This window comes from Butyrivibrio hungatei, from assembly GCF_001858005.1.
GTDB classification, from domain to species: domain Bacteria; phylum Bacillota; class Clostridia; order Lachnospirales; family Lachnospiraceae; genus Butyrivibrio; species Butyrivibrio hungatei.
Map to the genome: position 1 here is coordinate 3,045,481 of NZ_CP017831.1, position 14,018 is coordinate 3,059,498.

The 14,018-nt window shown below is 41.1% G+C and carries 13 protein-coding genes and 2 tRNA genes; 3 read left to right on the forward strand and 12 right to left on the reverse strand.

The genetic code is table 11. The annotated features are described in order from the left end of the window. The first annotated feature begins 56 nt into the window (after positions 1-56). Complete coding sequence (locus tag bhn_RS14100; protein ID WP_071177286.1) at positions 57-1,616, forward strand: glycoside hydrolase family 28 protein; 1,560 nt, start codon at positions 57-59, stop codon at positions 1,614-1,616. 56 nt (positions 1,617-1,672) lie between these two features. On the opposite strand, the gene bhn_RS14105 is transcribed toward bhn_RS14100, so the two are convergent. The 8 genes from bhn_RS14105 to bhn_RS14140 all read right to left on the reverse strand — a co-directional run bounded on the left by bhn_RS14105 (position 1,673) and on the right by bhn_RS14140 (position 9,665). Then, the gene (locus tag bhn_RS14105; protein WP_071177287.1) at positions 1,673-2,743 is read right to left on the reverse strand and encodes a threonine aldolase family protein; all 1,071 of its coding nucleotides are present in this window, start codon (positions 2,741-2,743) and stop codon (positions 1,673-1,675) included. A 19-nt stretch (positions 2,744-2,762) separates the two neighbouring features. Beyond that, positions 2,763-3,233 carry a GAF domain-containing protein gene (locus bhn_RS14110; protein WP_071177288.1) on the reverse strand — a complete coding sequence of 157 codons (471 nt, stop codon included), beginning with the start codon at positions 3,231-3,233 and terminating at the stop codon, positions 2,763-2,765. Positions 3,234-3,326: 93 nt separating this feature from the next. After that, positions 3,327-4,271 carry an ABC transporter ATP-binding protein gene (locus bhn_RS14115; protein ID WP_071177289.1) on the reverse strand — a complete coding sequence of 315 codons (945 nt, stop codon included), beginning with the start codon at positions 4,269-4,271 and terminating at the stop codon, positions 3,327-3,329. Next, positions 4,255-5,391, reverse strand: a complete 1,137-nt coding sequence (locus bhn_RS14120) for an ABC transporter ATP-binding protein (RefSeq protein WP_071177290.1) — start codon at positions 5,389-5,391, stop codon at positions 4,255-4,257. Before bhn_RS14120 ends, bhn_RS14115 begins: the two co-directional genes overlap by 17 nt. Before the next feature lie 7 nt (positions 5,392-5,398). Beyond that, entirely contained in the window at positions 5,399-6,478 is a 1,080-nt protein-coding gene (locus bhn_RS14125) for an ABC transporter permease (protein WP_071177291.1), read from the reverse strand. Position 6,479: 1 nt separating this feature from the next. Beyond that, positions 6,480-7,415, reverse strand: a complete 936-nt coding sequence (locus bhn_RS14130; protein WP_071177292.1) for an ABC transporter permease — start codon at positions 7,413-7,415, stop codon at positions 6,480-6,482. Positions 7,416-7,492: 77 nt separating this feature from the next. After that, positions 7,493-9,211 carry a peptide ABC transporter substrate-binding protein gene (locus bhn_RS14135; protein WP_148661959.1) on the reverse strand — a complete coding sequence of 573 codons (1,719 nt, stop codon included), beginning with the start codon at positions 9,209-9,211 and terminating at the stop codon, positions 7,493-7,495. A gap of 381 nt (positions 9,212-9,592) precedes the next feature. Next, positions 9,593-9,665 (reverse strand) — tRNA-Gly (locus bhn_RS14140). Positions 9,666-9,819: 154 nt separating this feature from the next. On the opposite strand from bhn_RS14140, the gene bhn_RS14145 reads away from it, so the two are divergent. After that, entirely contained in the window at positions 9,820-11,040 is a 1,221-nt protein-coding gene (locus bhn_RS14145; RefSeq protein WP_071177557.1) for a class I SAM-dependent rRNA methyltransferase, read from the forward strand. Between the two features lie 50 nt (positions 11,041-11,090). On the opposite strand, the gene bhn_RS14150 is transcribed toward bhn_RS14145, so the two are convergent. The 4 genes from bhn_RS14150 to bhn_RS14165 are packed head-to-tail and all read right to left on the reverse strand — an operon-like array spanning position 11,091 to position 13,721. Then, the gene (locus bhn_RS14150; RefSeq protein ID WP_071177294.1) at positions 11,091-11,759 is read right to left on the reverse strand and encodes a hypothetical protein; all 669 of its coding nucleotides are present in this window, start codon (positions 11,757-11,759) and stop codon (positions 11,091-11,093) included. Beyond that, entirely contained in the window at positions 11,749-12,420 is a 672-nt protein-coding gene (locus tag bhn_RS14155) for a hypothetical protein (protein WP_071177295.1), read from the reverse strand. Before bhn_RS14155 ends, bhn_RS14150 begins: the two co-directional genes overlap by 11 nt. A gap of 15 nt (positions 12,421-12,435) precedes the next feature. After that, positions 12,436-13,344 (reverse strand): ATP-binding cassette domain-containing protein, encoded by a 909-nt coding sequence (locus bhn_RS14160; RefSeq protein WP_071177296.1) that lies wholly within the window; start codon positions 13,342-13,344, stop codon positions 12,436-12,438. A 2-nt stretch (positions 13,345-13,346) separates the two neighbouring features. Beyond that, a complete protein-coding gene (locus tag bhn_RS14165) occupies positions 13,347-13,721 on the reverse strand; it encodes a GntR family transcriptional regulator (RefSeq protein ID WP_071177297.1) in 375 nt (124 codons plus the stop codon). Positions 13,722-13,881: 160 nt separating this feature from the next. On the opposite strand from bhn_RS14165, the gene bhn_RS14170 reads away from it, so the two are divergent. Then, a tRNA-Gly gene (locus bhn_RS14170) sits at positions 13,882-13,954 on the forward strand. Positions 13,955-14,018 lie beyond the last annotated feature (64 nt).

Genomic DNA, 14,018 nt, shown 5'->3' on the forward strand with positions numbered 1-14,018 from the left:
TATTCTTTGTAATATGATTATGGAAAATATTCTATATATTATTTGGGGAATTCATTATGTTAAATGACTTTGACTTTTTATTAGACTACAGAGCTACTGACACAGAAGCTGAAATATTCTGGGACTTGCCCCTTGATGCAGATCCAGATTGTGAGTACCTGGTTGTTAACAATTCTGCTGATGAAACTATTAAGACCAGAAAAACTCACGCTTCTCTCTCTGGCTTAACACCAGAGAGTCAGATAGACATTTCTGTATATATCGTTTATCCAGACAAAAGAGCTGACCATAAAAATGATCCTGTTCTCTTAGGACAGTTCTCTTTGCAGACAGCTAAGACCAAAAAGAAAATAGATATAACTGCTGCCCCTTATAACGCAGTTGGGGATGGCAAGACCAATAATACTGATGCCATTCAGGCTGCTTTAGATGCCTGTGACAAGGACAGCTTCATCTATATTCCTGCTGGAACTTTTTTGACCGGAGCTTTGAACGTTCACTCTGACACTGAGATATATCTTGAAGAAGAAGCTCTTATACAAGGAACAGAGAATCCAGAAGATTATCTTCCAAAGATATGGAGCAGATTCGAAGGTCACGAAATGGAGTGCTATAGAAGTCTTTTAAACCTAGGCGAACTTGATCACGCCGCTGACTACAACTGCAAAAATGTAGTGATCCGCGGCAAGGGTTCTATCATGGGCGGAGGTGCTGCACTTGCCAAAGCTATAGCAAGAACTGAAGGAGAAAGACTTAGAGATTACATAGCTTCTCTTGGAGACAAAATAAAAGAATATGAAAAGCCTGAGACAATTGCCAGCAGATTCAGAGGCCGCCTCATCAACATGAGCAACTGCCAGAATATATGGATCCATGGTCTTACTTTGGGATACGGTCCTGCATGGAACCTGCATTTCATCTATTCAGATAACATCGTAACAGATCACTGCATCATAAAGTCAGAAGGAATCTGGAACGGTGATGGCTGGGATCCAGACTCCTCCACCAACTCTACCATTTTTGCCTGTAACTTCTATACCGAGGATGATTCTGTTGCTATCAAATCCGGCAAGAATCCTGAAGGGAACGTAATAAACAGACCAACCAAACATATTCGAGTTTTTGACTGTATAACGAACTTTGGCCACGGCTTATGTATCGGAAGTGAGATGTCTGGAGGCGTAGAGGATGTCCGACTTTGGGACTGTGAAATGGGTCCAACCTGGTCAGGAATAGAAATAAAAGCCACCAAAAAGCGTGGCGGCTACGTCAAAAATATTCTTGTCAGAGACATTACTGCTTCTCACATTCAGATGCATTCTGTTGGCTACAACGATGATGGTGAAGGTTCAAAGGTTCCTCCACTTCTTAGTGATTGCCACTTTGAAAGAATGCACTTACTAGGTAGATTCCTTGATAATAATGCCGGCAAGAATGAATGGCACGATTGCCCTTCTATCCTTCTTTGCGGATTTGATGTTCCTGGATATGAGATCAAAAACGTTTCCTTTAAAGATATCGAAATGGAAGCTCCCGCAGAGGGCATAGATTCTATCCTCACGGAGTATTGTAAAGATATTACCTTCGAAAACATGAAAACTGTTCCCCGGAAATGATAAGAAAGCAGATACCGATCTATAGTCGATATCTGCTTTTATTTTTCATCAGATAATTAAAGAAATGACATAAGCTTTTCTACATCTTCTTTTGTTGTAGCCCAGTCTGTTGCAAGTCTGATGACTGTGTGGCTATCATCGTACTTCTCCCAGAAGCCGTAGCGGATATTCTTATCAAGCTCTTTTAACTTGTCATCGTCAACAACGATGAACTGCTGATTGGTAGGAGAATCAAGGAATATCTTGTACCCCTTCTCTTCCAATCCCTTTCTCAATAGCTCTGCCATTTCAATGGCATTTTCGCTGATTTTGAAATAAAGGTCATCCGTAAACAATGTATCAAACTGAAGTCCCAGGAGCCATCCCTTTGCAAGAAGCGCTCCATGCTGCTTGATAACAGGAATAGGGTGCTTGGTAGTAACGCCCTTTGTGAAGACTACTGCTTCTCCAAACAGCGCTCCCACCTTGGTTCCGCCAATGTAGAATACATCCACAAGCCTTGCGATATCCTGAATTGTCACATCAGTTCTTTTACTCATAAGCCCATATCCAAGTCTTGCTCCATCAAGGAAAAGAGGAATCTTATATTCCTTACAAACCTCAGAAATAGCAGTAAGCTCAGCCTTAGTATAAAGAGTGCCATACTCAGTAGGGTGTGAAATATAAACAGCACCAGGAAATACCATGTGTTCGTGATTAGCATCACCATAGAATTTCTCAAGGAGCTTCTTTAAGTCAGGAGCTGCGATCTTGCCGATATTGTCTCCGTACTTCTTAGTATCTTTTTCCTCACCAAGATTTGGAATAGTGAGAACCTTATGTCCAGCATGTTCAATAGCTCCCGCTTCGTGAGCAGCCACATGACCAGTCTCTGCTGCAACTACGCCCTCATATGGCTGAAGGAGCATGTCTATTATGGTCTGGTTGGTCTGGGTCCCTCCCACAAGGAAGAACACATCAGCATTTGGCTGTCCGCAGATCTTTTTGATCTTGTCAGCAGCACTCTTGCAGTATCCGTCTGTACCATAACCATCGATCTGCTCAAAGTTTGTCTCCTGAAGGCGCTGCAAAATCTGTGGATGCGCACCCTTTGTATAATCACTAGAAAATGAAATCCTGCTGTCCATACACTTATCCTCTTATTTTTTAGTTAAAAGAAACTGCGGAAAAATCTATTACTTCTTCTAAAGTCTTCACAACCAGTTCAAGTCCAGCCTTATCCTCTTCATTGAATCTATTAAGACTAGGACTGTCTATATCAAGTACACCTACAACCTTGCCATCCTTGTGGATTGGCACAACGATCTCAGAATTGGATGCGCTGTCACAGGCGATGTGTCCTGCAAATTCATGAACATTGGCCACCAGCTGTGTTTCATCATTTCCAGCTGCAGTTCCGCAAACGCCCTTTCCAAGCTGAATTCTGATGCAGGCAACCTTTCCCTGAAATGGTCCCAGTAAAAGAGATCCCTTATCCATAAGGTAGAATCCTGCCCAGTTAAGGTCTTCCATGTTGTCATATAAAAGAGCTGAGGCATTGGATAATACTGGAATGAAATTTGGCTCATCCTCTGCCAGAACTTTTATCTGCGCTGCAAGTAACTTGTAATCTGTCATGTCTGATACTCCTCATTCTTAAAAAAAGTGGATATGAACTTTTGATCCATATCCACGATTCTAACATTGTTTTATCTTGCACACAATCTATTTTTAGTTTTTCTCAGATGTCCACTTTTCAAACTCTTCGTCGGTACATTTTACATAATGGTTTCCATCTACCAGGTGCTCAGTTCCCTTGTTGTAATCAAGTCCTGAAGTCTTGTAATCATAGCTTATGGCTTCACGGCTCTTTTCAAGCTCAGGATTAGGAATAGGAATCGCAGACAAAAGACTCTTGGTATATGGATGGATAGGATTATTAAAGATCTCATCCGTTGTACCAGTCTCAAGGAGGTGTCCTAAGTGAAGAACTCCGATCCTATCTGAAATGTACTTGACCATTGAAAGATCATGGGCAATAAACAGATACGCTGTTCCAAGCTCTTCCTGAATATCCTTCATAAGGTTTACGACCTGGGCCTGAATACTAACATCCAAAGCAGAGATACATTCGTCAGCAATTACGAGCTTTGGATTTAGGATAAGGGCTCTTGCAATGCCTACTCGCTGTCTCTGTCCACCAGAAAACTGATGGGGATAGCGGTCTGCATGCTCCTTGGCAAGTCCAACCTTATTAAGGATTGCTTCTACTTTCTCATCTCTTTCTTCCTTGCTCTTGCAGACATGATGGATATCCAGAGCTTCGCCTATTATATCCTTGATCTTCTTTCTAGGATTAAGTGAAGCCATTGGATCCTGGAAGATCATCTGCATCTGAACTCTCAAGTTCTCTTTGGTATCTCTGTTCATCTTGCCAGAGATATCCATTCCATCAAAGGTGATCTTACCTTCTGTCGGATTATAAAGTCTTATGATACTTCTTCCGATTGTAGATTTTCCTGAACCGGACTCTCCAACAAGGCCATAGGTCTCGCCTGGATAAACCTTAAAGCTTACATTTTCCACAGCTTTAACTGTAAATGTCTTACTTACAGGAAAATACTGTCTAAGTCCCTCTACTTCAAGGAGAGGCGCTGCATTATAATTTGCTGCCATTTGCCTGTGCCTCCTTTTTCATTCTCTCAATTCTTGACTTAAGTTCTGCCGGCATCTCAACCTTTGGTGCTCTCTCATCAAGAAGCCAAGTTGCTGCTGAGTGAGTCTCCGTTATCTTGAACATAGGTGGCTCAAGCTTGTCATCAATCTCAAGAGCATAGGCATTTCTTGGAGCGAAGGCATCACCCTCTTTTTCATGTAAAAGATTTGGTGGTGAACCCGGAATTGTATAAAGTCTTTCATCGTCAGTTCCAAGATCAGGCATGGCTGACAAAAGTCCCCAGGTATATGGATGTCTTGGATCATAGAAGATCTCGTTGATATTACCAACTTCTACGATCTTGCCTGCATACATAACATTTACATAATCAGCAACCTTAGCAACTACTCCAAGGTCATGGGTGATATAGATAACTGCAATATCTCTTTCCTTCTGAACCTTTTTGATAAGCTCCAGGATCTTGGCCTGAATATTAACATCAAGAGCAGTTGTTGGCTCGTCGCAGATCAACAGATCCGGATTACAGGAAAGCGCTATAGCTATAACGACCCTCTGTCTCATACCACCAGAAAGCTGGTGTGGATACTGTTTCATTCTCTTTTCAGCATCCTCGATGCCAACTTCCTTCAAAAGCTCTACTGATCTTTTGTAAGCATCCTTCTTATCGATCTTGTAGTGCCAGATCATGCCTTCCATGATCTGCTTTCCGATGGTCATTGTTGGATCAAGGCTGGTCATGGGATCCTGGAATACCATCGCGATCCTTCGGCCATTGATGTGCTTTCTGATCCACTTTTTGTCCTGCTTTAGGATGTCTGCTTCTTTCCACTCAGCCGTCTCATCCTGATCAGGGTTGTAATCGATTCCACCCTTGTTGTCGCGGTATCTGTAGATGATCTCTCCGGAATTGACCTCAGCGTTCTTGGCAAGAATACCCATTGCGGCACGCATGGTTACTGACTTACCTGAGCCTGACTCACCTACTATGGCTACAGTCTCGCCCTGATAAAGGTCTATGTTTACTCCGCGGATAGCATGGACCTTTCCAGCGGTAGTCTTAAAGGTGATGTCAAGATCTTTGACATCAAGTATTTTTTCTCTTTTCTTTTCTTCACTCATGTCTAGGTCACATCTCCTTTAACTTTGGATCAAGTGCTTCTCTAAGTCCATCAGCCACAAGGTTAAAGCTCAGCATCAAAAGAGCCATCACGATGATAGGTGGAATTATCTGATAAGGATGTGTTGTAAAGCTGTTAAATCCTTCAGAAATAAGTGATCCCAAAGAGCATCTTGGTACAGGGATTCCAAGTCCTACGAATGAAAGGAATGCCTCTGTGAAAATAGCTGTTGGAATTGAGAACATAACCTGTGTAATGATAGGTCCAATAATATTTGGAAGAACCTCACTAAATATGATGTGCATGTTTCCTGCGCCTAAAGTTCTGGATGCAAGGACAAATTCCTGCTCTTTTAACTTGAGCATCTCAGCTCTTGCGATCCTGCTCATTCCAACCCACTCAGTAAGCATAAGGGCTATGATGATAGTGATCATACCTGGCTTAAACACAAGTAAAAGAAGCGTTACTATTACAAGTCTTGGAATACCGTTGGCAATCTCCAGGATTCTCTGAAGTACCATGTCCACTTTACCGCCAAAATATCCAGAGATAAGACCATAGCTCATACCAATGATCATATCGATGATAGCTGCTGCAACAGCGATAATAAGTGAAACCTGTGCTCCAGACCATGTTCTTGTCCAGATATCTCTTCCAAAGTTATCACTTCCAAACCAGTAAAATGTATCTGGAAGCTGCTTTTCAAAGTAATAGTTTACGGTCTTTGTTCCTGATGTAGTCTTGATGTTTTCATGACCATCAAAAAGACCTGTGTACTCAATAATTGGAATTCTTGGAGCGAGATTTTTTTGATCAAGGTTCTGACCTGAGTAGGTGTACTCATTCATCACTGGTCCAACAAAAGCAAAAAATGTGATTATAAGCACAAATACAAGACCGATCACAGCACTCTTTTTGCGCCAGAATCTTGCTACAACTTCTTTCCAGAAATCCTGTGATGCAAAATTCGTATCAACAAAATCATCTGCTGTTTTTCCTTTTAACTTAAAATCCGCTTCAACGGGAACATAGGAGTCAGATTCTACGACATGTAAGTATGAATCTTTATCAAAAGCTGCTTCTACCATATTAATCTCCCTCCTTTGCCACACGGATTCTAGGGTCGATCACGCCGTAGAGAATATCTACTACAAGCATGATTCCTATGTACATAGCTGAATATATGAAGCTAAGTGCTATAACAACGTTATAGTCATTAGACTGGATTGCGTTTACTAAAAGTGATCCAACTCCAGGTATAGAAAAGATCTTTTCAACAACTAATGAACCTGTCATAAGATCAACAACAAGTGGTGCTAAAACTGTAATGATAGGAATAAGGGCGTTTCTAAGAGCATGCGCGAACACGATCTTATTTCCTGAAAGTCCCTTTGATTCAGCAAGGAGCATATAGTCTGATCCTAAAACTTCGATCATCTCTGCTCTTGTAAATCGTGCAATTGAAGCCATGGTAAACATGGAAAGTGATACGGAAGGTAATACGCTTGATCCCAGAACATCCTTTGCTGAAAAGAGCATTGGAAACCAGTCAAGCTTGAATCCAAACTGATATGAAAGTGCCAGGGCAAATACATAGGATGGAACCGATACACCAATAACCGAGATTATTGTTGCAAGTGTATCCCAGACGGTATCTCTTTTGAACGCTGCAAGAAGCCCCAGCAAAAGACCTATAAGCGCCCCGATAGATACTGCAGCAAATCCAACACCGATTGATATAGGAAGTCTTGATGCGATGAGCTGTGTGATAGGAGTATTCTTGGAAATCTTGTAGCTGACGCCAAGGTCTCCTTTGAACATATTGATAACATAATGGAAAAACTGAATAACGATTGGTTTATCCAGACCATACTTAGCATACAGAGCAGCTCTTTGTGATTCATTTAGCTTCTCATCATTAAATGGTGAGCCTGGCATAAGCTGCATCAGTATAAAAAGAATAAGTGTGATTGCCAGCAAAGTGAAAATTGCTGTGATAACTCGTTTTAATACATATTTTTTCATAGCTACCCCAAAAGATAAAAGCGCGAGGAAAAAGTAATGAATCACCACCCATCCTCGCGCAGCAATTTTTATAGTTTTTAGTTCTTAGATGCGTCCTTATAAACTCTGTTAAGCGCTACTGGATGGAACTCAATTCCTGAAACGCTTGTTGAAATAAGCTCAGCATTGCACTGTGTGTAAAGAGGGAAAATAACGGCCTCATCCATAACAATCTGCTCTGCATCATAGAGTGCTGACCAACGAGCACTTGCATCCATTGCTGTCTCACCTGTTGTGCATTCAGCAATGATCGCATCGTAGTCCTTGTTGCTCCAGAAACCATAGTTGTTAGAGTTGTTTGTTACCCACATTCCAAGGTATGTCATAGGATCTGCATAGTCAGGTCCCCAACGTGTAAGGCCAAGTTCAAATTCGCCTTCCTGCATACGCTGAACTCTTTCCTTCTTTGGCATCTGTTGAAGCTCAACAGTAAGTCCTGGAAGAGTTGTCTCAAGCTGTTCCTTAACAACCTGTGCTACCTTGATAGGAGCATCGTCTGCATCGTGGATCATTGTGATAGTAACTTCTGTTACGCCAAGTTCTTCAAGTCCTTTGTTCCAATACTCTACAGCTGCATCTGCATCGTATCTGCAAACCTCTTTAAACTTCTCCTGATCAGCTGAGAAATCTGATCCGTCTGGGCCTGCAGCAAAGTCCATAGGAACTGCTGTGTAAGTAGGTGCTGAACCGTCCTTAAGGACATCTGTTGTGATAGCTTCACGGTTAAGAGCCATTGTGATAGCGTAACGAATATTTACGTTCTGAAGCTCTTTTACTTCCTGAATATTAGGGCTGATATACCAGAGATATCCAGCACCGATTGCCTTGAATGCAGGATCATCTTTGACCTGATCAACCTGCTCACCATTTACAAGAGTAGTATCAAGATCACCACTCTGATAGCTCATAAGAGCCTGCTGTGAATCCTGGATAACCTGATAGTTAAGACCTGGAAGTTTAACTCTATCTGCATCGTAGTAGTCAGGGTTCTTGGTAAGGTGAATTGTTGTAGCTGCTGGCTGATAGTCATCAAGTACAAATGCACCGTTTGAAAGAGTTGTCTCTGGGCTGGTAGCATATGTATCTGCACAACTCTCAAAGAAGGCCTGGTTTACTGGATAGAATGTTGGGAAATACATAAGGCTAAGGAAATAGCTTACTGGTACATTAAGCTTAACTTCAAGAGTCTTGTCATCAACGGCTGTTACACCAAGTTCGCTCTTATCCTTTGTTCCGTCGATGATATCCTGGGCATTTACGATCTGTCCGATATCACTGAGCATATATGAATACTCAGAAGCAACTTCTGGATCAACTGCTCTCTGCCATGCAAATACGAAATCTGCTGCAGTTACAGGCTCACCATTGCTCCAGTTTGCATCCTCACGAATGTGGAATGTATATGTAAGTCCATCCTCTGAAACATCAATGCTCTCTGCAAGAGCATTTACTGCCTGGCCATCTGCATCCATCTGCATAAGACCATCTGTGTAGTCAGCAATAACTTCAAAAGATGTACCATCTGTAGCCTGCTGTGGATCAAGTGACTCAACAGGTGTCTCAAGCATAACGTTGAGATCCTCTCCTGAACTCTCACCTGCATCGGCTGTTGTAGCTTCTTCAGCCTGAGCTGAATCTGTCTCTTCTGCAGTTGTATCTTTCTGCTCTGATACGCCGCTAACTGCAGAGCTTCCGCATCCAATCATGCTAAGCGCAAGAGCTGAAGCAAGCATGATCGATAAAAACTTTTTCTTCATTTTTATTCCTCCTCCATACTTTAATACATGTATACAATTGATATTTATTACTCATATTAAGTGCGTTTTGGGGCAAATGTCAACAAAAACTTTATCACTTTAAATAATTTATGCGTTGGCGCGTTTAATTAATAAAGCTGTTTGCTTCTTCTTTCCTTTTCTTTCTCCGGATCAGGGATTGGAATTGAGGCTAAAAGCGCCTTTGTGTAAGCATGCTCGTGCTCTGTGGCTTTTTGCTTGGGTAAATAATACATGAGAAGAGTCTTTAGCAAAATTATCTATAATTTATCGCCTGTAATAAGAAGAAGTAATGGACCCAGTACCCCCGTCCCCAGATCCACATAACAAAAAAGGACATCCCAAAGGATGTCCTATCAGTAGAGCGATAGACGGGGCTCGAACCCGCGGTCTCGACCTTGGCAAGGTCGCGCGTTACCAACTACGCCACTATCGCATATATGTGGCCGTCACAACTGTGACAACGAATTGATTTTAGAATAAATTTAGTATATTGTCAACATGTATTTACAAAAATGTGGTATATTATCTTGCGTTGGCAAATAATGATTGTACTAAGTTATCGAGAGGAATTAGATTTGGATATAAAGATTTCTGATGCAAAAGCATTTCTAAAAAGAGGACAAGGAAGAGAACTCAAGGCAGGCGGCCTTTGGGTTTATGATAATGAGATAGAAAGAGTCGAAGGCTCTTTTGAAAATGGAGATATCATCGAGCTTCATGATTTCGACGGATATTTCATGGGATACGGATTTATCAACACAGTATCCAAGATCAGGATAAGGATGATGTCCCGCAAACAGGATCACCCTGTAACCAAGGAGCTTATTGAGAAAAGAATCCGTGATGCCTGGGAGTACAGAAAGGCTGTCATGGCTACAAATGAGCCAATTGAGCAGCTGTCTTGCAGACTCATCTTTGGAGAAGCTGATTTTCTTCCAGGGATAACAATTGATAAGTTCTCAGATGTTCTGGTAATCGAGTCACTTGCTCTTGGAACAGACAGAATGAAAGAGCTGATCATTGACCTTTGCAAAAAAGTTCTCCTTGAAGATGGCGTCAAGATCCGCGGTGTGTATGAGCGAAGTGATGCAAAGGTAAGAGAGCTTGAAGGGTTAGAGAGAGTAAAAGGCTTTATTGGAGAGCCATTTGATACAAAGGTTATTATTACTGAGAACGGTGTTAAGTACTATGTTGATGTAGAAAATGGCCAGAAGACGGGATTTTTCCTGGATCAAAAGAATAATAGAAAGGCCATAGCTTCTTTTTGTAAGGGCAAAAAAGTTCTGGACTGCTTCACACATACTGGCTCATTTGCTCTTAACTGCGCGGCAGCAGGAGCAAGTTCAGTTCTAGGCGTTGATGCATCTGACCTTGGTTGCAAGCAGGCAGAAGAAAATGCTAGACTTAACGGCCTTGAGAGTGTAGCAACCTTTCAGTGCGCTGATGTATTTGAACTTCTTCCTGACCTTGAGAAAAAGGGGGAGAAGTTTGACGTAGTTATCCTTGATCCGCCTGCATTTACTAAATCCAGAGCTTCGATCAAGAAGGCTACTACAGGATATAAAGAAATCAACATGCGCGGTATGAAGCTAGTCAAGGATGGCGGATATCTTGCAACATGTTCATGCTCACACTTTATGGATGAAGAACTGTTCCTTAAGACTATTCAGGATGCTGCAAGAGATGCGCACAAGAGACTCAAGCAGGTTGAATTCAGACAGCAGGCTGCAGACCATCCAATCCTCGTTGGCGGTGCTGCGTCATATTACCTTAAGTTCGTGATCTATCAGGTTTGCGACGAGATATAAAAATATTAAAACCTCAGATGGTAACATCTGAGGTTTTGTTTTTCTAAAGCTTATGCATTTTTCATGATGCCTCTCATGGAGAGTCTGTCTATATCTCTAAAGTAAAATAGTCTTGTTATAGCCATTGAAAGAACTAATCCCAGTAATACCAGCAGGTATCCGATTCCAATAGCTACATTGATGTCCTGAGCTCCAAAAAAGTCCAAAAAGAGATATTTGGATTGAGAGCAGCCAATAAGCGGGATCACAATAATAACAAAGACTATTGTAGATAAAACAAATCCTTTATAGCACGCTGCTGAATATACAAGAAGTAAAAGAACAAGTAAACCAAGAGCATAGATGTATTTTACCTGCATGGCATATTCATCTACTACTGACATAGGGCTATCAATGCGTGAAAGATACGCGTGATAGAGTGCCAGTAATGTGTATACTATGAGAGAATAAGGGGTTGTGACCAAAAATGGAAAATAGGTCAGAGTCTTTTTCTTGATGGGTGAAGACTTGATAAGACCAGATTCGTTCGCTCCATAAAATAGCTCCATCATTGATATTGCAGGTATAAAGACATATACGCCACCCGTTACTGTTGCGCCTGTTGAGGCAACATCTAAAACGACTCCAAGTATAAAAAATATACTAGCTAAGATTATCTGCATCTTAAACTTTGGGCTAAGTGTCATAAGTTTAAAGGCTTTTTTATAATCATTTATCATGGTATTTTTCCTCCATAAAACTTCTGTCATATCTATAAAGTGTATATTTGATCATGACTCCCGTACTGAAAACAGCCAGTACAAACACTATTGGAAGCCAGTTCATTGGATCAGCCTCCCCCTGGCAGTATCTGTAAAACAGAGCAAGACTCACGATCACTCCAGCTATAGACATAAGTATTCCTGAAAAGCCTGTGTATGCTGCAAAGGTTGTTATGTTCCTTCCAATCAGGATAACAGTGGTTATAGAGGCATATACAAAGAGAATGCATACTAACGTCAAGATCCAGTCCATGGAAGTTAATTCTACCTGCAACATTTTCATAGTAATTGCATTGCAGACAATATAGATAAATACTATCTGAACAAATCTTCTGATCTGGTCGGCGATAATAGCCCATTTGATAGCATCTCTACCTTTTATTGAATTTTTGAAAATTCCTAATGGATAGTCCTTGGTGGTCAAGCCATTGAATGAATAGTAATCAGCATACATTCCTACAAACATCATTAATACAGCAAGATTAGAAACATTCAATACGTCGATGAGGGACTGCATCCAAATGTGTAAAAGAACTACGACTATCGGAACGACAATGAACATCACGATATTGTAAATGTCTCCATGAAAGAGACAATGTTTTCTGTATAATTCCTTCATTGATCATATCTCCTATTATTTGATTGCTGTAAGCTTGGTGTTGGCTCTCATTATTCCAACTGCAAGCTGTGACAACGTAGGTGTTTCTGTTATGAGATCAAGACCAGCCAGCTTATCAAGATTTTCTGAAAGACAAAGACCTTCAAATCCAAAGCTGCTTGATGTCATATCGTAAAAGAAAGGCTTAGCAGTTTCTTCATCTGCTTTATCACCCTTAACGTATGTGTACTTTTCTTTTAACTCCTCAACAAATCCCTGTTCAGCAATTGATCCGTTCTCTACGATAACAGCATAATCTGTAACATTCTCCATGTCTGCAATGTTGTGAGTTGAGAAGATAACGGATTTCTCGCCCTCTCCCGCTTCAAGATATTCTCTTATCATGCTACAGAGCTTGTCTCTCATAAGAGGATCAAGTGGAGATGCAGGCTCATCCATAAGTAAAAGATTTGTTTCTCTTGCAAATACGCCTGCAAGCATAAGCTTGATCTTATTACCATCTGATAAAGAACTGACTTTCTTATTCTTATCTTTTGATGGATCAGAAATAGCAAGTTCATTAAGAATCTGATCATATTTGTTGCCATCGAAGTCATCGAAGAGCATGTCCTGAGCTTCTTTTACCTGCTTGAGGCTCCAGTTAGGAACAAAGTAGTTGCTGGTTCCTGTGTAGCCGATGTTGTTTTTGACAGTAGGATCAGTCTCTCTGTCGCTCTCAGTATATTTATCGAAGTAACTGATGTCGCCCTCATGTTCAAGGCGAAGACCAGCAATAAGCTCTAAAAGAGTAGTCTTACCAGCACCATTTTCTCCGATAAGAGCAGTAGCAAAGCCCTTTGGGAAATCAAGGCTGTCTACCTTAAGTTCGAAGTTCTTATATCTTTTTTCTATGTTCTTACAAGATACAACTGTGTTTGTATTCATGTTCATTCCTCCTCAAAATTCTGTAATGTCTTGAGCGTTTCGAATAATTCTTCATCGCTCATTCCTGCTATCTTTGCATATTTGATAGCCTCAAGAAGCGCATCCTCAACCTTACGTCTGTGCTGTTCCTTGAGCATTTCACCGTCCTGGGCGTTGACATAGTAGCCTTTGCCTTGAACTGCTGTTACCATGCCCTCAGCTTCAAGCTGTTCATATGCCTTAATGGTTGTGATAACACTTATCTTTAGCTCCTTAGCCAGGCCTCTTATAGAAGGTAAGTACTCGCCTTGTGAATATCTTCCTTCGAGGATGTCTGTTCTGAAGCTGTCAGCAATCTGCTGATATATAGGAATTCCTGAATTCTGTGATATCTTCATCTCTTTTCCCCTTATGTATTGTTGCAACTGTTTATGTGTTATATATACACCTATAACAGTCTTATGTCAACAGTATAAAAAAATTTTATTTTTATGTTGACATATTTTTTTGATTGGTATAATATAACTATTGCTGTCGCGCAAGCGACTTTACATATATGCGATAGTGGCGTAGTTGGTAACGCGCGACCTTGCCAAGGTCGAGACCGCGGGTTCGAGCCCCGTCTATCGCTCTAAAAAAGGACATCCGGTTGGATGTCCTTTTTTTCTTTTGTGCAATGGCGAAATGGACCAAGG

What these genes read in the sequence shown, in the direction of transcription:
- bhn_RS14100 (WP_071177286.1), top strand. Translation starts at nt 57, where the DNA reads ATGTTAAATGACTTTGACTTTTTATTAGACTACAGAGCTACTGACACA.
- bhn_RS14105 (WP_071177287.1), bottom strand. Translation starts at nt 2,743, where the DNA reads ATGGACAGCAGGATTTCATTTTCTAGTGATTATACAAAGGGTGCGCAT.
- bhn_RS14110 (WP_071177288.1), bottom strand. Translation starts at nt 3,233, where the DNA reads ATGACAGATTACAAGTTACTTGCAGCGCAGATAAAAGTTCTGGCAGAG.
- bhn_RS14115 (WP_071177289.1), bottom strand. Translation starts at nt 4,271, where the DNA reads ATGGCAGCAAATTATAATGCAGCGCCTCTCCTTGAAGTAGAGGGACTT.
- bhn_RS14120 (WP_071177290.1), bottom strand. Translation starts at nt 5,391, where the DNA reads ATGAGTGAAGAAAAGAAAAGAGAAAAAATACTTGATGTCAAAGATCTT.
- bhn_RS14125 (WP_071177291.1), bottom strand. Translation starts at nt 6,478, where the DNA reads ATGGTAGAAGCAGCTTTTGATAAAGATTCATACTTACATGTCGTAGAA.
- bhn_RS14130 (WP_071177292.1), bottom strand. Translation starts at nt 7,415, where the DNA reads ATGAAAAAATATGTATTAAAACGAGTTATCACAGCAATTTTCACTTTG.
- bhn_RS14135 (WP_148661959.1), bottom strand. Translation starts at nt 9,211, where the DNA reads ATGAAGAAAAAGTTTTTATCGATCATGCTTGCTTCAGCTCTTGCGCTT.
- bhn_RS14150 (WP_071177294.1), bottom strand. Translation starts at nt 11,759, where the DNA reads ATGATAAATGATTATAAAAAAGCCTTTAAACTTATGACACTTAGCCCA.
- bhn_RS14155 (WP_071177295.1), bottom strand. Translation starts at nt 12,420, where the DNA reads ATGAAGGAATTATACAGAAAACATTGTCTCTTTCATGGAGACATTTAC.
- bhn_RS14160 (WP_071177296.1), bottom strand. Translation starts at nt 13,344, where the DNA reads ATGAATACAAACACAGTTGTATCTTGTAAGAACATAGAAAAAAGATAT.
- bhn_RS14165 (WP_071177297.1), bottom strand. Translation starts at nt 13,721, where the DNA reads ATGAAGATATCACAGAATTCAGGAATTCCTATATATCAGCAGATTGCT.